General features: G+C 35.0%; 17 protein-coding genes and 2 pseudogenes. 15 read left to right on the forward strand and 4 right to left on the reverse strand.

The window, feature by feature from the left end; genetic code table 11:
- Positions 1-151 precede the first annotated feature (151 nt).
- The 8 genes and pseudogenes from KHA90_RS24055 to KHA90_RS24090 form a co-directional block, all read left to right on the forward strand.
- Positions 152-829 (forward strand): annotated as a pseudogene (locus KHA90_RS24055) (DUF932 domain-containing protein); the annotation flags it as partial.
- A gap of 50 nt (positions 830-879) precedes the next feature.
- The gene (locus tag KHA90_RS24060) at positions 880-1,491 is read left to right on the forward strand and encodes a PRTRC system protein E (RefSeq protein ID WP_213307879.1); all 612 of its coding nucleotides are present in this window, start codon (positions 880-882) and stop codon (positions 1,489-1,491) included.
- A 16-nt stretch (positions 1,492-1,507) separates the two neighbouring features.
- Positions 1,508-1,726, forward strand: coding sequence for a PRTRC system protein C (locus KHA90_RS24065; RefSeq protein WP_213307881.1), 219 nt, complete (start codon positions 1,508-1,510; stop codon positions 1,724-1,726).
- 17 nt (positions 1,727-1,743) lie between these two features.
- The gene (locus tag KHA90_RS24070) at positions 1,744-2,910 is read left to right on the forward strand and encodes a hypothetical protein (RefSeq protein WP_213307883.1); all 1,167 of its coding nucleotides are present in this window, start codon (positions 1,744-1,746) and stop codon (positions 2,908-2,910) included.
- A complete protein-coding gene (locus KHA90_RS24075) occupies positions 2,907-3,629 on the forward strand; it encodes a PRTRC system protein B (protein ID WP_213307885.1) in 723 nt (240 codons plus the stop codon). Before KHA90_RS24070 ends, KHA90_RS24075 begins: the two co-directional genes overlap by 4 nt.
- On the forward strand, positions 3,629-4,426 hold the full coding sequence (locus tag KHA90_RS24080; RefSeq protein ID WP_213307888.1) for a PRTRC system ThiF family protein: 798 nt from the start codon (positions 3,629-3,631) through the stop codon (positions 4,424-4,426). Before KHA90_RS24075 ends, KHA90_RS24080 begins: the two co-directional genes overlap by 1 nt.
- A 340-nt stretch (positions 4,427-4,766) precedes the next feature.
- Entirely contained in the window at positions 4,767-5,759 is a 993-nt protein-coding gene (locus tag KHA90_RS24085; RefSeq protein ID WP_213307890.1) for a hypothetical protein, read from the forward strand.
- A 132-nt stretch (positions 5,760-5,891) separates the two neighbouring features.
- Entirely contained in the window at positions 5,892-7,886 is a 1,995-nt protein-coding gene (locus tag KHA90_RS24090; RefSeq protein ID WP_213307892.1) for an ATP-binding protein, read from the forward strand.
- 31 nt (positions 7,887-7,917) lie between these two features.
- Here the strand turns inward: KHA90_RS24090 and KHA90_RS24095 are convergent, their stop codons facing one another.
- A complete protein-coding gene (locus KHA90_RS24095) occupies positions 7,918-8,211 on the reverse strand; it encodes a response regulator (protein ID WP_244860584.1) in 294 nt (97 codons plus the stop codon).
- A 37-nt stretch (positions 8,212-8,248) separates the two neighbouring features.
- Here KHA90_RS24095 and KHA90_RS24100 point away from each other — a divergent pair, with 37 nt between their 5' ends.
- The 4 genes from KHA90_RS24100 (at position 8,249) to KHA90_RS24115 (ending at position 13,423) form a co-directional block, all read left to right on the forward strand.
- Positions 8,249-8,881 carry an MFS transporter gene (locus tag KHA90_RS24100; RefSeq protein ID WP_213307894.1) on the forward strand — a complete coding sequence of 211 codons (633 nt, stop codon included), beginning with the start codon at positions 8,249-8,251 and terminating at the stop codon, positions 8,879-8,881.
- Between the two features lie 469 nt (positions 8,882-9,350).
- Positions 9,351-11,504 carry a prolyl oligopeptidase family serine peptidase gene (locus KHA90_RS24105; RefSeq protein ID WP_213307896.1) on the forward strand — a complete coding sequence of 718 codons (2,154 nt, stop codon included), beginning with the start codon at positions 9,351-9,353 and terminating at the stop codon, positions 11,502-11,504.
- A 12-nt stretch (positions 11,505-11,516) separates the two neighbouring features.
- Positions 11,517-12,665 carry a sensor histidine kinase gene (locus KHA90_RS24110; protein WP_213307898.1) on the forward strand — a complete coding sequence of 383 codons (1,149 nt, stop codon included), beginning with the start codon at positions 11,517-11,519 and terminating at the stop codon, positions 12,663-12,665.
- Positions 12,662-13,423: a LytR/AlgR family response regulator transcription factor gene (locus KHA90_RS24115; RefSeq protein ID WP_213307900.1), complete on the forward strand. Its 762-nt coding sequence runs from the start codon at positions 12,662-12,664 to the stop codon at positions 13,421-13,423. Before KHA90_RS24110 ends, KHA90_RS24115 begins: the two co-directional genes overlap by 4 nt.
- Positions 13,424-13,671: 248 nt before the next feature.
- On the opposite strand, the pseudogene bla reads toward KHA90_RS24115, so the two are convergent.
- Together bla and KHA90_RS24130 are read right to left on the reverse strand one after the other, a co-directional pair.
- Positions 13,672-14,581 (reverse strand): annotated as a pseudogene (bla, locus tag KHA90_RS24125) (class A beta-lactamase).
- A gap of 377 nt (positions 14,582-14,958) precedes the next feature.
- Positions 14,959-15,351, reverse strand: coding sequence for a RidA family protein (locus KHA90_RS24130; protein WP_213307923.1), 393 nt, complete (start codon positions 15,349-15,351; stop codon positions 14,959-14,961).
- 243 nt (positions 15,352-15,594) lie between these two features.
- On the opposite strand from KHA90_RS24130, the gene tnpA reads away from it, so the two are divergent.
- Positions 15,595-16,041, forward strand: a complete 447-nt coding sequence (gene tnpA / locus KHA90_RS24135) for an IS200/IS605 family transposase (RefSeq protein WP_213307912.1) — start codon at positions 15,595-15,597, stop codon at positions 16,039-16,041.
- 228 nt (positions 16,042-16,269) lie between these two features.
- Positions 16,270-16,821, forward strand: coding sequence for a DUF4269 domain-containing protein (locus KHA90_RS24140; protein WP_213307914.1), 552 nt, complete (start codon positions 16,270-16,272; stop codon positions 16,819-16,821).
- Between the two features lie 16 nt (positions 16,822-16,837).
- Here KHA90_RS24140 and KHA90_RS24145 read toward each other — a convergent pair whose 3' ends face one another.
- A complete protein-coding gene (locus KHA90_RS24145) occupies positions 16,838-17,188 on the reverse strand; it encodes a winged helix-turn-helix transcriptional regulator (RefSeq protein ID WP_213307916.1) in 351 nt (116 codons plus the stop codon).
- 123 nt (positions 17,189-17,311) lie between these two features.
- On the opposite strand from KHA90_RS24145, the gene KHA90_RS24150 reads away from it, so the two are divergent.
- Positions 17,312-17,770 carry a VOC family protein gene (locus KHA90_RS24150; RefSeq protein WP_213307918.1) on the forward strand — a complete coding sequence of 153 codons (459 nt, stop codon included), beginning with the start codon at positions 17,312-17,314 and terminating at the stop codon, positions 17,768-17,770.
- The last annotated feature ends 288 nt before the right edge of the window (positions 17,771-18,058 follow it).

Consider the following 18,058-nt stretch of genomic DNA (forward strand, 5'->3'; position numbering starts at 1 on the left):
TGTTAAGGCATAATTGCCGACAACAAAATAATGTAAAGTAAAATAGAATACACATTGTGTAGCTACAGCTAAAAGAACAGATTGACACAGACTATTTTACATAATCTTTTACTTTCCATAACCTTTTTTATGTAAAGCTTTACATAACAATGGAGAACGCATTTTTATCACAGCCAAATTGCCCGATTATATTCGTGTAGGAAATGGCGATGATGTAACGGAAAAATACATTTTCCTTACCACTTCGCACGATGGTAGCGGAAGTATCACAGCCGCATTTACCCCTATTAGGATTGTATGCCAAAACACGCTGAATGCTTCATTGCGCAGTATGACCAATGTAGTTCGTATCAAACATACTTCGGGGGCAAAACAGCGTATCGAAAACGCCCACAAGATTATGGGACTGGCGAACACATTGAGCAACCAATTGGAAGGTATTTTCAACGAATGGGCAAAAGTAAAGGTAACAGACCGTGAGGTGAGAAAGCTAATCCAGTTGGCACTTTGCCCGAATAAAGAAACGCTTGACCTAATCAAAAAAGGTGCAGAAGATGAAATTTCAACCTTGTTTAAGAATACCGTTGAGGATGCTTTTGGATATGCGATGATTAGCGACACCCAACAAATGGACACTACCAAAGGCACTTTGTTTGGGGCATACAATGCCGTCACTGGCTACTATCAAAATGTTCGGAATTATAAAAACGATGAAGCCAAGTTGCAGAGCATTGTATTGGGTGGAACTGCCCAACTGAAATCACAGAAAGCATTTGAATTGTGTACCGCCTTTGCTTTTGACGGTGCGGAAATCCTAAACCCTAATTAAATAATCACAGGCTACCGCCTTTAACGGTGGTAGCCTACTAAAATAACATTATGGAAACTAATTTTTTCAATCAGATAGCACAGTTGGACTTTACTGGAGTAATTCAACTGAACATTTCAAAAGGAGCAGAAAACAACCTAATCGTATCGGTTATGCTCAATAACGAACAATGCGGGGACAATGCGAAAAACCTCATTCCGCCATTGACCTTCAATGCTACACCGCAGGAGTTTGACGAGGGATTTTTTGAGCAGATAACCGCACCTATCCAAACCGTCTCGGGCTTGATGCTGGATATGGAAAAATTCCTAAAGCAATTGGAAGAAGCCAAAAAACAATCGGCAATGGAGAAAGAGAAAGCCGATAAGCAGAAGAAAGAACAGGAAGCCAAAGACAAGAAGTTTAAGGACGGAATGGCAAAGGCAGATGACTTGGAGAAAGAGGGCAAATTCCGTGAAGCGTGGATGAAAGTACCCGAGATAACAGAGTTTCCCGAAAAAGCGGACGAGATACGCAAACGTAAAAGCACATTATCTGCCAAGTTTGCAACACCGAGCCTTTTTGGAGCAACGGATGAAGAAAAAACCGAACCGCAACAAGAGGAAGAAGTAACAGCCGATTATCCAATTGATGAAACGGGAGAAGAAGAACAAGAGTATTAACCCAAAAATCAGAATTATGTTATTAGCAACGCAATTAGAACGAGTTTTTATACTCAAAGATAAAGGGCAGGACATAAAACTGACCGACCCCGAACCACGTTGGAGCGTGGAAGCCGTAATGAATTTTTACGCCAATATCTACCCGATATTGACAACGGCAAAAATATCTGCACCGCAAATAAAAGATGATGCAGTAGAGTATAAATTTGAGAGCGTAATGGGTACGAAAGGTTAAACCAAAATTTTAAAGCAATGAATTATGCCACACAAAATCATATCGGGAGTTATCAGCATACCCGAACAGAAAGGACAACGGCAATTGCACCGACAGTTGGGCGAGTTCGCACAATGGATGCAAAGACCAAAGGATGCAAACGAAGTACAAAAAGACAAGCAGAAAGCCGTGCCGATAGCAATGTTACCAATAGTTTTTTAAAGTCCACATTCCTGCCAAAACTGAAAATAGATAAATCCGTACAAGCTTGTAAGAAAACAGAGAGGGATTTTTACCAGTCCCTCTCCAAACTTGCCGAGCATTATAACATCGAGCCGATGCAGACCAAAAATTTTCAGTTCCCCTACAATATAGCTTTGGCGATGTGGGATATGGAAAACAAACTAAAACGTACCCATATAAATTGGGATAGTTTCAAATTGGTACAGGATAGTAAGAAAACCTTTTTTGTTAGTGAGGAGCGATACAACACAGGTACAACTTTATACTATGTTCCAGTTGTGCCACTCTATAATATGCTCCACGACCCGAAGCGGAAAAAGATCGCCCAATTATTGGTTTCGGTTTGCAGTTACCTGTATCATATTGCAGATATACCCAATTACAGACAAGAAGATAGCTATCTGTATTGGATGTACGAAATGATGACCGATTGGGTAGAACAGGATGATGTAACGGACGAAACCGAGAAATACAAAAGCGAGTTAAGGCAAGCCGAAGAGATTGGCGACAGGATTGAACAAAAATTATTTAACCGCATCAATTTACAATTATTTGGACAGCGTTTGAGCAACTTCAAAAGCCTTGATGAATTTGACAACGAATGTTTGCTGGTTGCTTCTGGTGCTTTTGCAATCTTCACGAAATATCCGACAGCAAGCATTTTTAGAAATGCACCTATTCCCGAGCAAGACCCCGATAATGATGACTACGACAATGAAATTATTGGAATGGAAAAGTACATTTCATTTGTGGCATATACCAAAGGTTGGCTGTATGAAAGCCTTTCTGAGAGTATCAATAATGAATTTAATGAGTATGGGGCAATGGCAGAACCCACTATTTGCAAACGCTTTGACGGAAGCGAAATAACAGCAACCAACCTTGATTTTGAGAACCGCCTGTTTGTCCTATTGAACGATTTATGCGGTTTATTATATGAATATTCAACGATAGCAAAATGAACAATCTAAATGATATATCTGAAAACTTCGGAACGTTGTACCACCCGAAATCTGCTTTGGTTTTTTATGAAACCAAAGGCACAAATAGCGATATGTATGTGGAGCATTTTGATATGGACAAGAACGGAAACCCGATAAACGCACACCCCTTGACCGTAAAGGAAGCAACCAAACTTGCGAAGGCTCTACAGACCGATGAAGAAAAGAATAAAGCCTTTTTAAAGCCAAAGGGAATTTTGCCGACCAACATTCTGCATATAAATCCGAGTGAAAAAGGTACGGTGTTATGGTACACCAAGGCACAGCAACGGCAGATGTATTTTGTAAATGGCTTGAGCATTCCAAATGGCAAGGCTCAAGTACCGCCAATGCTTTGGTTTGCCAGTAAAAACAGCCTTTGGGTTTTCGCTTTGGCAAGTGACAGAAGACCTTCAGAAAAATCGGCTTTACATTATGCACCCTTTTTCAATGTATATGAAAATGGCAATGTATGTATGGGAACGGTAAATATTGATATTCAAAATTCGGCTTCGGTGGAAGAATTTACACAAGCGTGGGAAAGCTATTTTTTTAACAGCTATTTCAGCCACTTTTTGGGCGACTACAATCCTATAAAGGGAAATTTTGTAAGCATTTGGAAAGACCTCGTTGATACCGATAAAGACTTCCCAAAAGAGGTATTGAAAAAGAACAGTAAAACTCTTAAAAATCTATTGTGATGAAAACGAAAGTGCATTTTACAGACAACGATATAATCAATCCTACCAATCCGATTTTGGTAAATTTAATTGGTGCAGGTGGTACAGGCTCAAAGGTTTTGACAACCCTAATGGAAATGAGCTACAGCTTGATTGAGTTGGGACACGCAGGGTTGCAGGTACGCCTTTGGGATGATGATGTAATTACCCGAGCAAATTTGGGCAGACAGCGTTTTGCGGAATGTGAAATAGGATTGTACAAATCTGTTGCTTTGATTAACAGAGCCAACCGATTTTCAGGGACAAACTGGAAAGCCGAAACCGTAAAATTTGAAAAAGACGGTTTAGATAAATTGCCCGAAAATGCAGGAGCAAGTATTTATATTTCCTGCGCGGACAGCGTAAAAGCACGGTTTGAAATTGCTGATATTTTAAAAATGCTGAACAATGGTAAAGCCTATTCCAACCGCCCACGTTATTGGTTGGATTTTGGCAATAGCCAAAACACAGGGCAAGTGTTACTATCTACAATAGGAACTATCCAACAACCCAATTCCGAGAAGTACGAAACGGTGGCAAGTCTGCCATTTGTTACAGATGAGTTTGGCGAACTGCTAAAACAGTCCGAAGAGCAGGACGACACGCCGAGTTGCAGTTTGGCGGAAGCATTGGAAAAACAGGATTTGTTTATCAATTCCTCTTTGACACAAATGGGTTGCTCATTGCTTTGGGGATTGTTCCGCAATGGAATGACAGAATACAGGGGATTTTTTCATAATCTGAAAGATTTTAATACCCACCCGATAAAAGTCGCCTGACCCGAAAAACGGGCGGCAAAAATGCAAATCCTCACTTCGGTCGGAAACGCATTTTTGCATTTAATTCGGAGCAACCACTTTGCAAAAATGAACCGCTCCACAACTCCCTCTCCATACATTTTATCAAACAGGTTGCGACATTGTTGCTTGGGATAATCATTATCCCATTTTTGATTTTGGCGAACTTCTTTTCTTTCCATATCTGCGACCAAAGAAAAGAAGCAAAAGAACGCCGCCGCTTTTAGAATGACTTTTGACTTAGCACTTTTTAAATGATATTTTAATTCCTTAAATTTGTAGTTATTTCGTCTTCAAGAAAACTATTCTCAAAAACTCATTAATGATAGAAACATCCATTGCAATAACTGTAAACCGAAAATCAGATATTGAAGTACTACAACAAAAAATTATTGAGAACAGAATGCAGTTTCCGGTTTATATCTGTGAATATGAAAATAGCTATCAAATAAATTTTACCAGCGATTATGAAGAATGGGAATTAGACACTGCAATACTCAATTGTTTCCCTGATTATGAATTTACTACAGACCTTGATAGAGGACGCAAGGAAATCAGAATTCAAATTTCCCGATACCAATCAGAATTATCAACAGATGGTTGGGGAAGACGACTTGAAAATCCTTTAGATGAAACAAAATATCTTATTAAAAAATCAGTCAATAAACCTGAAAAGTTCAATCCAAAAATCAAGGTTTTGTTTGAAGATAAGGAACAATATTATTATGTGAACATTGTAAATGGCATCAATAAGGCTAATGATGAAAAAGGCTTTTTGTTGGTAAATGACTTCAAAACTAATAATGAAGATGATACTGCTGAAATACTAAAAGATAAACTGTATAAATCCCCTATAGATGCTTTTCATTCAGGGTATAATATGTTATCTGAATTTGTAGAGGATGATTTTCGATTGCATCTGGAAAACAAAAAGAAAAAGACTAAAGAGATTGAAAAATTGCCAAGAAAAATTATCAGGGATTTTATAAAGGCTTGCAATAGTTTTGATGAAGTTGCTATGTTTAACAACCTTGATAAAAACGTTGTTTATGAAAAGCGGTTGAATTGGAAAACCACTTTACAAACTGATGGAATTACTGAGTTTAAAGAACATCTAAAGTCTTCAGAACAAACCTTGTGTAGAAAAAATTTCAAGATCAGGTCATCCTGGACTTTCAATTTACCGAGAGTGATTATTGGCGTAAAATATTTCCCAGTTTCGACCGATACGGAAAAACAACCTTTTCAAAAGTATGGACAGATTACTTTCACCTTGGAAAGTAATCTGATTATTGGCATTATGGACGAAAGCTAAATACTTTAGCTTTTTCGATAGTCATTACAATTGTCATCTAGTTTTTTTATAGATTTACATAAAGTAATATCTCTTGTTGAAGCAAAGATACAAAGTTGTACTACTACCAATAAAATAAACTGACAACCCATAATGAGTAGAATTAATATACAAGGAACTATTGATAACATACGCAGTAAATCAAATATTTACACTCCTATTATTGAAGCCATTGTAAATTCTATACAGTCAATTGTTTTGAAGAAAATTGAAAATGGCAAAATTGAAATAATTCTACACAGGGAAAAAGTGCTCGAAATTGACAATTCCATTCCAAGCGTAAAAACAATTGAAATAAGAGATAATGGTATTGGCTTTACCCAAGAAAATAGAGATAGTTTCGATACATTTTATAGTGAGTATAAAAAATCTATTGGTGGAAAAGGTTTCGGCAGGTTTATGTATGTTAAGTACTTTAATAATGTTTATGTAAACAGTGTTTTTAAAGACAGTAATGAAACTTTAAATTCTCGTTATTTCCGTTTTGGGAGAGAATATGAGATAATCGTTGATGAAAAAGTTGAATTGAGTAAATCTGTTGATACTTATAGTAGTGTAACTCTCGAAAACATCAAATCTGGACAGAATTTTGACAAGCAAATAGAAACAATAGCACGAAGAATTCTTGATAAAATATTAATTTATTTCATTAATGACACTTTTACTCCCCCAACTATTATTTTAAAGGAAGCAGAAGGAAGCCATTCCATTGTCCTAAATGATTTTCTGACCGAAATCAATGAAATAAAACTATGGAAAAGTAAAGATTTTATTCTTGAAGACGATAAGCAACAGAAATATGACTTTGTTGCAAAAGTTTTCAAAATTTATTACCCTGGAAACCAAAAAAGTAAAGTTAGTTTAGCGGGTCATAATCGAGAGGTTACGGACACACCTCTACATAAATATATCCCTGAATTTGAAGATGAATTTTTTGAAGAAGATGAGAATAAAGTAAAAAGGAATTATATCATCAAAACCTACATTTTAGGAGATTATTTGGATAATAATGTATCGCTTGAAAGAGAAACCTTTGACTTTCCCAAAGACACGAAAGATATGTATTTCCCATTTGGACAAGCCGATCTTGAGAGAAAAGCGAGTGAAATATCAAAAGAAGCATTCGGAGAAGATGTTCAGGTACGTGTTCAGAAAAAAAGTGAGCAGATTAGAAATTATGTAAATGATTATGCTCCTTGGCACAAACCATATCTGAATGAATTAGATATGTCTACAGTCCCTTATAATCTAAAAGATGAAAATATAGAACTTGCTTTGCAAGAAGTCAAATTTAGAAAAGAACAAAAAACGAGAGCTGAACTAAAAATTCTTTTAGAGAACCCTGAAGTATCACATAATGGGCAAATGGCTGAAGCAATTTCAAAAATTTCAGAGATAGGAAAAAGCGATTTAGCTCACTACGTTTTTAACCGAAAAATTGTTTTAGATGCATTTCGACAATTATTAAAGCGAAAGGAAGACGGAAAAGGAGAATTGGAAAAAGATATTCATAATCTGATTTTCCCGATGGGCAAAACATCTGAAAATTGCGATTATCAGGAGCATAACTTATGGTTGTTAGATGAGCGATTGATTTTTTCAGAATATGTTGCATCAGACAAGAAAATATCCACGAAAAAAGATGCTTTAGGAGAACCTGATTTGGTTGTTTTTGACAAAAAGCAATCTTTCAGAAGCGGAGATAATAATTATAGCAACCCACTTACCATTTTTGAGTTTAAACGTCCCAAAAGAGATGCTTATAAAACGGATGATGACCCAATTATGCAAATTGGAAAATATGTAAAAGATATCCGGGCTGGAAAATATGAAATGCCTGAAGGGCTTGAAAAAATTAAAGTTAACGATTTCACTCCAGTTTATGCTTACGTTATTTGTGATTTGACTTCCAAGATAAGAGAGTTTGCGGAAGAATTACATTCTTTGACTAAAAGTCCAGATGACGAAGGTTACTTCGGGTTTTTAAGGGGGTACAATATGTATATTGAGGTTATAAGTTTCAAAAAAATGATGGATGATGCTACCCTTAGAAATAAAATTTTCTTTAAAAAGCTACATCTGGAATAATAATTTCAAGGGGGGGTAAATTATATTATAATCAGCCATTGCGAACTTTCTCGATAGCTTTTATAAAAACGCTTCTGTCGCTACCAACCAAAAGAAAACTTTCAAAACCGATTTTCAAAATACCCCTAATAGTTTTTTCTGTATCAATATCAGTGTGAGCAATAAGTTTGATAGCTGTATATTTTGTTTTCAATTCTTGAAGCCGTGCAAGCACATTTTTGTCGTGAAAATTAAGGTCAATAATACAGGCTTTGGGGAGTTGTTTTAGAGTGGATAATTTAGATAGTCCGTCCTCAATGTTTTCTGAACGGAATAAAACGCCCATCCCTGAAGCACTGAGTTCGTTATCAATTCTTACTTTAATGATATTATGTTGGACAATTTATAAAATTCCAAATCCAGAAGAGGATGTTCAAAGAGTATCTAATCAAATTTCAAAAGTCTTGGTTATGCCCGGCACTGCTTTAGTTCTATCTACAACCTATGTTGCTTCCTCAGCAATCTATATATCATATACTTATCTTGCGCCAATCCTCAAGTTGCATGGAATAGGAAGTCAAGTCGGATTTTCGTTGCTTTTGTTTGGTGCAGGTGCAGTTGCCGGAATCCTTGTTACGGGTAAATTTATAGATCAATATTTGAGAAAAACTCTACTCGTGTCGATGATACTTGGAGCCATATCTTTATTGATTATCGGTGTGGCTGGTGATTTTACTTTAATAATATACATAAGCATTGTAATATGGGGGTATTCCTTTGGTGGCTTACCTTCGCTTTTGCAGACCGCAACAATACGGACTACAATGGGGGCTTATGAACTGGGAAGCTCCATGACTGTTACCGTTTATAATATCGGAGTCTTTTCAGGAGGTATTATAGGGGGATTAATCGTGGATTCAGCAGGTCCATATCAGTTGACTTGGGTGAGTTTTTCAATGATCACCATGGTCATTGTTTTGATAATTTTAGGTAAGAGCGATGCTTTTCCAAAATAAACAAACTACGAAGAGCTTTAATTTAGATTATACAACATTTAAAGATAGAGCGCTTGTAGTGCCATAAATTCAAATCATACTACTCTGAAGATTATTAAAAATATTTAGATAAATTTTATGTCGCAAAAGCTAAAAATATCGGCTATTAAATACATTAGCCAAAAAATGTTACCGACACATTCATAAGAAACTTCAGAAATCCGTTAGCATATGGAAATAGGCTTATGAATTCATTAAGCTTTTTTCATCCGCGAATATGGTTATTTCACCATTCAATATGTTCACTCTATTCTATAAAATTTAGGACAAACATACCAAAGGCATATTTTAGCATTTAGGTAAGCTTTCAACAACAAAAAGAGTAAAAATCACATTTAGAATATAATTGTCCTAGCAACTAATATAGTCTATGCCATTGAGGTTGTATATAACACTATTGTTAGAGCAACCTACTAAATATTAATAAAACATGAAAAAGCCAAATAATTATATGTTTCTTGCTTTAGCAATTTTATCTTGTAATAGACCTAGAGTCATACCGGCCGCTGCTTTATTACCAGTGAAAAATTACCCCCATTCGGAAGTGATCGTTCATAAAGACACTTATTTTGGAACAGTAGTAGAAGATCCGTACCAATGGCTGGAAAATAACAGTTCTGAAGAAACCCAAGCATGGATTTCAACTCAAAATACAGTCACCGATAAATACCTTACCTACATCCCTTATCGAGATGCGATAAAAAAAAGATTGCAGTCTGCGTGGAACTATGAAAAATATTCAGTCCCTTTTAAAGTAGGAGAATACACTTATTTTATGAAAAATAAGGGACTTGAGAATCAGTGGGTTTTGTATCGCAAAAAGGATGAAAAGGGAACTGAACAGGTATTCCTTGATCCTAACACTTTTTCCAAAGAAGGCACCACTTCCATAACAGAATTTGAATTTAGCGAAGATGGATCACTAATGGCTTATCAGATCTCGGAAAACGGTTCAGACTGGAATAAGATTGCTGTTATGAGAGTTTCGGATAAGTCTATTGTTGGTGATACTCTCGTTGATAGTAAATTCACTACTTTGGCATGGAAAGGAAATGAAGGATTTTTTTATAGTACATACAGTAGAAGTCAAAATGGGAAATCATTAACTGAAAAAACCACCCAGCATCAACTTCGCTATCACCGACTTAATACCCCTCAGTCTAGTGATATACTTATTCTGGGTGGGTCGTTAATGCCGCGTAATTACATACTTGGTAAGGTTGTTGGACAGGGACGGTATCTCATTGCCACATTGGCAAATTCAGGATATGGGAATGAGCTACTGTTAAAAGATTTGAATGAACATGACTCAAAGTTTGTGACTGTTGTCGGAAACCTTAAAGATAACCACGAGGTCATAGACATTCTAGATGGTAAGATATATATCCGAACAGATCTAAACGCCCCAAAGGGAAAACTCGTTATTGCGGATATATCAAAGCCTATACCTTCACAATGGAGAGATGTTATACCACAGTCTGAAGAGGTTTTACAAGTAAGCTTTGCTGGTGGAAAGTTTTTTGCCAACTATCTCAAGGATGCGGTCACAAATATAAAACAGTATAATCTTAATGGTAAATTCGAACATGAAATAAAACTTCCAGATATTGGTTCTGTGGCAACCTTTGGAGTGAATAGTAAGCTAGAAGATAAATTTCTTTATTACTATTTTACATCATACATTCATCCAGGAAGTATATATAAGTACGAAATATCAACAGGGCAATCAAAGCTTTCGAATGCTTCAACGCTTAAATTCGAACCAAAAGATTATGAATCGAAGCAGGTATTTTATCAATCAAAGGACGGTACAAAAGTTCCTATGATCATTACCTATAAGAAAAATATAAAGTTAGACGGTACCAACCCTACACTACTACATGGTTACGGTGGATTTAATATTAGTGTTACTCCGAGCTTTGATATCAAGAACATCATATTACTGGAGCAAGGAGGTGTGCTTGCTGTTGCAAATCTGCGTGGCGGTGGAGAGTACGGCAGTGCGTGGCATGTGGCAGGCACTAAAATGCAGAAACAAAATACTTTTGATGATTTTATTGCCGCGGCAGAATATTTGATTAAAAAAAAATACACTTCTTCCAAACGGCTAGCAATTGTAGGTGAGTCAAACGGCGGCCTGCTAATAGGTGCAGTAATGACTCAGCGTCCAGATCTTTTTAAAGTGGCTTTTCCTGGTGTAGGCGTACTAGATATGTTGCGTTTCAATAAATTTACAGGAGGCGAAGGTTGGACATTTGATTACGGATCACCACAGCAAAGTAAGGCAATGTTCCAATATTTACATAACTATTCACCCTACCATGCTCTTAAGCAAGGGGTAGCTTATCCAGCAACTTTGGTTACTACTGCGGATCATGATGACCGAGTTGTGCCGTCCCATTCATTTAAGTTTTTAGCACGCATGCAAAAGGTGCAAAAAGGGCCTAACCCTGTTCTCATTAGAGTTACAAGAAATGAAGGGCATGGAGCAGGTAAATCAACAGCCAACAGCATAGAAGAACAAGCCGATAGATGGGCTTTCATGTTTCACAATATGGGTCTTTCCTACAAGGATTATAAATAAATAGAGATCTTGTTGAAAGAGTCGATTTCATATGCAAATAAACTAATACAACGCTTTAATGAAAAAGTGGGGTTTTTGCCGATATTTTTAAAAGACAGCTTAACGAAGGTTCATAAAAATAAAAATGGATTTATGTTACCTTTGCGCATGTATAAAAAATATCAAATCAAATGGCTACTTATCCTTTCAGTTATAATAATCCTTTGCACTTTGTTACTTGTGCAGGTGGATATGAGCAAGGCTAAATGGTGGCATTTTTTGGACCATAGTCTCAAAGTATTCGTTTCAATAGCTTGTTGCTGGATGGTTGCAGGGTACTTTCTGACCAATAGTTTTGCAAGGCTCCCTAATTTTTCCAAAAATATGATAAGTATTCTAGCAAGCATCGTTATACTTTTCATCTTAGGTTTTGTAATTGATATAATTGCTCCAAAAAACTATCTTTTCAATAGTGAGATTGGCTATCAAACGCCCCAGGAAATTCTGATCCACTTTGTCGCCAATACATTTTTGAGCTTACTCTGTTATTTTGTTTTTTCGAACAGATATACCAGCACAGCCCTGAAGATCAAGAGAATGGAAAAAGATCTCATAGAGCAGGCACATCTCAGGGCACAATTGATATCGCTTCAGCAACAGATAAGTCCTCATTTTCTTTTTAATTCGCTAAGCACACTAAAGACTTTAGTTAGTGATCCTTTAGCTAGGGACTATATCGTTCATTTGGCCAGTGTTTATAGGTATGTGCTGAGTTTCAATGATCAATACCTTACGAAATTGGACGATGAACTAAAATTTATCAGTTCTTATATATATATCCTAAATGAACGATTCGGAGATATGCTTCAAGTAAATATTCATATACCGCAACAAGATAGATTTCTTTATTTACCTTCATTATCTCTCCAGCTTTTGATTGAGAATGCGATCAAACACAACGTATGCTCACAAGAACGACCACTTCACATTTCAATTACCACTACGAATGCTCAAGAATTAAGAGTGGAAAATAATTTTCAGCCAAAGCAGTCCAGAATGGAACGGCCAGGGATGGGTTTGAAAAACATAATTGAGCGTTATAAATTGTTGGTAGATAGATCTGTGGATGTCACCCATAACGCTGAAAAATTTACTGTAACCATTCCTTTGCTCAAAAAATGAAAGTAATTATAATTGAAGATGAATTTCGTACTGCCCAAGAACTTAAGAATATGCTTTTAGGGGTTGATAGCGATATTGAGATAGTGGCAATTCTTGGATCTGTTTCCATGGCACTCAATTGGTTTGCTCATAATCCTATGCCAGAAATTATTTTCTCAGACATTGAATTAGGAGATGGGCTGAGTTTTGAAATTTTCAAAAATTTATGTATTGAGGTTCCTGTTATTTTTTGTACTGCTTTTGATGAATATGCAATAAGAGCATTTGATGCCAATAGTATAGATTATTTGTTGAAACCAATAGATGAGGCAATGCTTCAAAAAAGCCTAAATAAATATCTGCGGATGAAAGAGCGTATAACTAATGGAGTACAAGGTGCACTCAACCTTGAAAGCTTGATAGACCAACTTGACATTGCATATAAGCAAACTTTATTGGTCAGTTTCCGTGAAAAAATAATACCTATCAAACTTCAGGATGTTGCATTTATTTATGCATCAAATGGCCTAGTTTATTTGGAACTGGCCGATCGTAAAAGCTTTACCATCTCTTATACTTTGGAACAACTCGAATCAATGCTAGATCCAAAAGACTTTTTTAGGGCAAATCGTAAATTTATTCTCAATAGATCCTTCGTGGATAACATTGAACATTATTTTAATAGAAAACTACTTGTAGCCTGTAAAATAGAAACACCAGAGAAAATCATCATTAGCAGAGTCAAGTCAAATTTATTTCTTAAATGGCTTGAGCTTTAGCAAACAAAGATGATATAAAAATAAGGGGATTTATACCGAATTGTGTCTTTGAATACGATTTTTAAGAAATCTATCATGCTCGAAGAGAATATGTAGGAACTCCTTCTACGTCTTAGATATAACAGAGTATCGGAATTTTTCTTGAAATTGTTAAAGTTGATTTGTATTTCTATAGGTTTTGATGACATTAAGCAGTGTTGAATTTCCAATGATATAAAGAAATAATTGTCAAAATTTTAATGAGCTTTTTAATCCTGATTTTCGACCTTAAAACAATCCCATGCGGCTTTTGCAATATCAGCAATGATTCGTTCATTTACATTTAAGTGCTCTTTGGATTCGCTGATAAACACGCTGATAAAAAAGGGCTCCCCATTTGGCAGGATTACTACACCAACATCATTCACAGCGGCAGTAACGCCAAATGAGTTTTGTCCGGACGTACCTGTTTTAATGAGAAACAATCGTATTTTTGGGAAGTAAGGCTTTAATTCTAGCAGCACCCGTATTTGTTTCGGTCATCATACGCCATAGTGCAGAATAGCTATTTTCGGAAAGTAAGTTTAGCTTTTTATTATAATACATCCATAAGATGTCATTAGTCACCTTGGGTAATGTCCAATTTATAAATTCGGCATTCCAACTAGCTTGCTGCATTTCTTCATTTATTTTGATAGATAAATCTTTTAGGTGATGTCTAATGAAAAACTTCTCAACGACTTGTGGTCCTTCAATGAGTTGCAATAAGATATCACATTCGATATTGTCACTTTCAGATACTGTATACTCCAGCAAATTATGAAGGGTCATTTTTGTACCATAGGGAAATTTTATTTTTAAAGGACTGTATGTGTCTGGTAGTAAATCTTTTGGTTTTATGTTGACTGTTTGGTCAATCGATAAATTGCCGTGGTCAATTTCATGAAACACAACTATCGCAATGTATAATTTAAATACACTCTGTAATGGGAATCTATCTTTTCCCTTAATTGAAACCAGTTCTCTTCCATTTTTGTTCGCAATTGATACACCTACCTTAGCTTTTTTACCATCAATAATTTTTTCAATCTTTAATTTGATAGCATCGTCATCTTGCCCATAACAATATGAAAAAATTGATATATAAAGTAATAGGAATAGTTGTATCTTTTTTTTCATTTAATTTTTGAATATATTTTAGCCATTATTATTAACGCTGTTTTTTTGATTTAGCTTTTAAGGAATAAAACAACTTTAAGAACCTATGCTGATCCAATCGTAAATTAAAAAGTGGTAATTTTATTCAGACTCGATAAATCTATAGATCATGATTAATGGATAAAGAAACGTTTATAAATTAATACTAAAACATGTTTTATACTTACTTTACTCAATTCAATTCATAACAAAAATGTATTTTGCAATAAAAAATAATAGGTTAGGTTGATATCTTCAAACAGATAGAATAAGCCACTCTCCTTGACAACTTTTATCATGAAATACCCCAAATAGTTTTTAACTTTTGGGGTATTCTAGTCCACAGGATTAAATAAATATTATTTTACTACAGTCGCTTCTAGTTCAATTTTCAGAGTTTCATTTAAGGCAACTACTTGTAGTAGAGTAACTGCTTGTTTCATTCCATGTTTCGCAACAAAATCTTGAAAAATATCAAAACAGTTTTTTATGAACTCATCTGTCGAAGTAGTGTAAATTGTCAGTCTAACAATGTTTTTAGGTTCATAACCTGCTTCGGTTACTACTTTTTCCAAATTTTGTATCGCTAATTCAAGTTGGGTACGCATATCAGCATTGCTGGAGGTGCCATCGCTATGGACTGCCGCTTGACCCGACACATATAACGTACTCTGTACATTTTTAACTTCAACAGCCTGTACATAACTTAATTTTTCTTGCCATTTCCATGGACTAAATTCTCTTTTTTCCATTGTTTTTTCGATTTTTTTTTGCGCCATAAGTGGGGCTACAGTTAATAATGTGAGTGCTAAAATTCCTAAAACCTTTTTCATAATCTTATTTTAATGTTACCACTGCAAAGTTCAAGAAAAGGTCTATTTGGATTTTGTGACATTTCTCACAATTATTTATTTCCGGCTATTTCAAGACACAATTAATCTCTAAGGGTTTAATTCCCCGAAGCTCTGCTTCGTATTTTTTCTTATTATTGTTATGTGAGCGAATATATCCATAAAAGTCATAATGTATCGGTTTTGTTGTACCATTTTGTATGTCCTGCAAAGTATCGTCGCATTGTTTTTACTGAAAAAGTCGATTTAAGTCTAAAGGATATTTGTATTGATATTTCGAATCGCTATGATATTGTGTTCATCGAAATTGGTACAGATCAGGATCATGTTCATTTCCTGATTCAAAGTGTTCCAACTGAAAGTCCGACAAAAATTATCAGAACAGTAAAAAGTATTACAGCAAAGGAGATTTTCAAACTTCATCCCGAAGTCAAGCAAAAGTTATGGGGCGGTGAATTTTGGTCAAAAGGTTACTATGTTAATACAGTTGGCCGGCATGGTGATGAAAACACAATCCAATTGTATGTAAAATCTCAAGGCAAAGAAAAGGAGTATAAAAAGTTACATTCTCAACAATTGTCGATGTTCTAATACCTCGGTGGCTCTGCCCCGAGGTTGTTTATTAAGTCTATTTTTTTTTAGTGTTGCTTTCAATGGTGTTTACATTAAAAATATTTTCTATAAGTTTACTATGGTTATTACTTTCGCCTTGCAATTAAAAACTATGAAAATCTATATTTTTGCTAGGTAACTAATTTAGTTGGCCATTAAAACACTTTATAGATTCACATGATTAATAAATATTTGTAATTCACACTTATGGACATAGATTTTCATAAATTAGAATATTTAAAAGCGGGCACTAATCGCCAAATACTCACATACAATATTATCACTAACAATAAGATATTTTTAAAACTAAAAAAATTCGAGCCTTTTCTTGCTGGAACAATACCAATTAACATTGATATTGAAAGCAGCGACATCGATATTATATGTTATTATGATAATAAAATAGAGTTTATTAATACAATTACAAAGTATTTTAAAATCGAAAAGGGTTTCAATTGTAAGGAAATAATGGTTTTAAATGAAGCGGCAATAGTAGCAACTTTTGTTCTGGAAAACTTTGAAATCGAAATTTTTGGTCAGAACATTCCAATTAGACAACAATTTGCATATCGGCACCTAATAATTGAAAACAATTTGCTTATAAAATTTGGTGAAGAATTTAGGCAAAATGTTATTAGACTTAAAAAGCAAGGTATTAAAACAGAGCCTGCCTTTGCAATATTGCTTGGATTAGAAGGTGATGCCTACACTGAATTACTTAAATTGGAAAACAAAGAAGAGATAGGGGACAGTAGATAAATAGCACATTGAAATATTATTTTCCAATAATCTTCTTTCTGTGAGCTTTTCCCCAATGTGACAAGTTATTGAGAATCGTTTTTAATGTCCTTCCATGATCAGTAAGTTCATATTTAACTGTTATGGGTTGTGTTTCTAGAACTGTTCGACTGATTATTTTGTTTATCTCTAATTCTTTCAGTTCTTTACTCAGCATCTTATTTGAAATACCAACTACATCATTTAATATGTCCGAAAATCTTCGCTCGTTGTAATAACAGATGGATGAAATGATGGATATTTTCCACTTTCCATTTAGTACATCCATTGCATCTTGAATTGCCCTCAAATGTTCCTTATTTTCAGGTAGACATTGAATTTTTGCCATATCGTTTGTTACTTAAATGTTACTTTATTACTTGGATGTTACTGTTTCTTTTAGATACAAAGTTACTAAAATATATTAAATCGGTTTACCTTTGGAGCTTATAATATTTAAAAGGAGTAAGTTATGAATGAGGTACAAAATTCGAATTTGAAGGGACTGCAATCACTGTCTTTATACAATATCGCTTTTACAGTAACGGATTTGGAAAAATCAATATCCTGGTATGCTGATATTTTGAACTTTATCTTGATTAACAAACAAGATTTTGAAATCCCTACTGGGAAAGCGGAAGTCGCTATGTTAGAAGGAGCCGGAATAAAACTAGAACTGCTAAAATTCCCTAATGCCAAACGCATTGAAGAATTATTTGCGCCAGCTCCAATGCATTTAATTCCAATTGGGAATAAAGCTATTGTTTTTCAAGTAGATGATATAAAAACAACATCAACCGAACTGGAAGCAAAAGGAGCCAAATTTGTTTGGCGTGAGCAATACATAGCAGCCGATAAAATGCTGTGTACAATGATTGAAGATATTGATGGAAACAAAATTAACATTGTTCAAAAAGACACTACGATTTAGTTGGCAAATAAAGAGTGGACAACTTAACAACTTTTTAAAAATAGCATCTATAATTATACTTCTTATCTCATCACTGGATATTCTGGATAAAGTGAGCACCTAATTCTGGATAAAAGTGAGCAGTATAAATGAACTCAAAAAGGTGTCTAAAAAGTAGTTTAAAAATCATTGTTGTCCGATAAAAAAAGAAGCCAAAAAGATGGCTTCTTTAAATGAATCGTAAATTTGTGTTTCGACATACAAAATACGATGAGTAAAAGTAATTATTTTTCTAGTAAATCTGTTTTC

The organism is Flavobacterium psychroterrae, from assembly GCF_018380615.1.
In the GTDB taxonomy this organism is placed as follows: Bacteria; Bacteroidota; Bacteroidia; order Flavobacteriales; family Flavobacteriaceae; genus Flavobacterium; species Flavobacterium psychroterrae.

Excerpts from the sequence above, each read along its gene's own strand:
- KHA90_RS24060 (WP_213307879.1), top strand. The coding sequence starts at position 880 with ATGGAAACTAATTTTTTCAATCAGATAGCACAGTTGGACTTTACTGGA.
- KHA90_RS24065 (WP_213307881.1), top strand. The coding sequence starts at position 1,508 with ATGTTATTAGCAACGCAATTAGAACGAGTTTTTATACTCAAAGATAAA.
- KHA90_RS24070 (WP_213307883.1), top strand. The coding sequence starts at position 1,744 with ATGAATTATGCCACACAAAATCATATCGGGAGTTATCAGCATACCCGA.
- KHA90_RS24075 (WP_213307885.1), top strand. The coding sequence starts at position 2,907 with ATGAACAATCTAAATGATATATCTGAAAACTTCGGAACGTTGTACCAC.
- KHA90_RS24080 (WP_213307888.1), top strand. The coding sequence starts at position 3,629 with ATGAAAACGAAAGTGCATTTTACAGACAACGATATAATCAATCCTACC.
- KHA90_RS24085 (WP_213307890.1), top strand. The coding sequence starts at position 4,767 with ATGATAGAAACATCCATTGCAATAACTGTAAACCGAAAATCAGATATT.
- KHA90_RS24090 (WP_213307892.1), top strand. The coding sequence starts at position 5,892 with ATGAGTAGAATTAATATACAAGGAACTATTGATAACATACGCAGTAAA.
- KHA90_RS24095 (WP_244860584.1), bottom strand. The coding sequence starts at position 8,211 with ATGGGCGTTTTATTCCGTTCAGAAAACATTGAGGACGGACTATCTAAA.
- KHA90_RS24100 (WP_213307894.1), top strand. The coding sequence starts at position 8,249 with ATGATATTATGTTGGACAATTTATAAAATTCCAAATCCAGAAGAGGAT.
- KHA90_RS24105 (WP_213307896.1), top strand. The coding sequence starts at position 9,351 with ATGAAAAAGCCAAATAATTATATGTTTCTTGCTTTAGCAATTTTATCT.
- KHA90_RS24115 (WP_213307900.1), top strand. The coding sequence starts at position 12,662 with ATGAAAGTAATTATAATTGAAGATGAATTTCGTACTGCCCAAGAACTT.
- KHA90_RS24130 (WP_213307923.1), bottom strand. The coding sequence starts at position 15,351 with ATGGAAAAAAGAGAATTTAGTCCATGGAAATGGCAAGAAAAATTAAGT.
- KHA90_RS24140 (WP_213307914.1), top strand. The coding sequence starts at position 16,270 with ATGGACATAGATTTTCATAAATTAGAATATTTAAAAGCGGGCACTAAT.
- KHA90_RS24145 (WP_213307916.1), bottom strand. The coding sequence starts at position 17,188 with ATGGCAAAAATTCAATGTCTACCTGAAAATAAGGAACATTTGAGGGCA.
- KHA90_RS24150 (WP_213307918.1), top strand. The coding sequence starts at position 17,312 with ATGAATGAGGTACAAAATTCGAATTTGAAGGGACTGCAATCACTGTCT.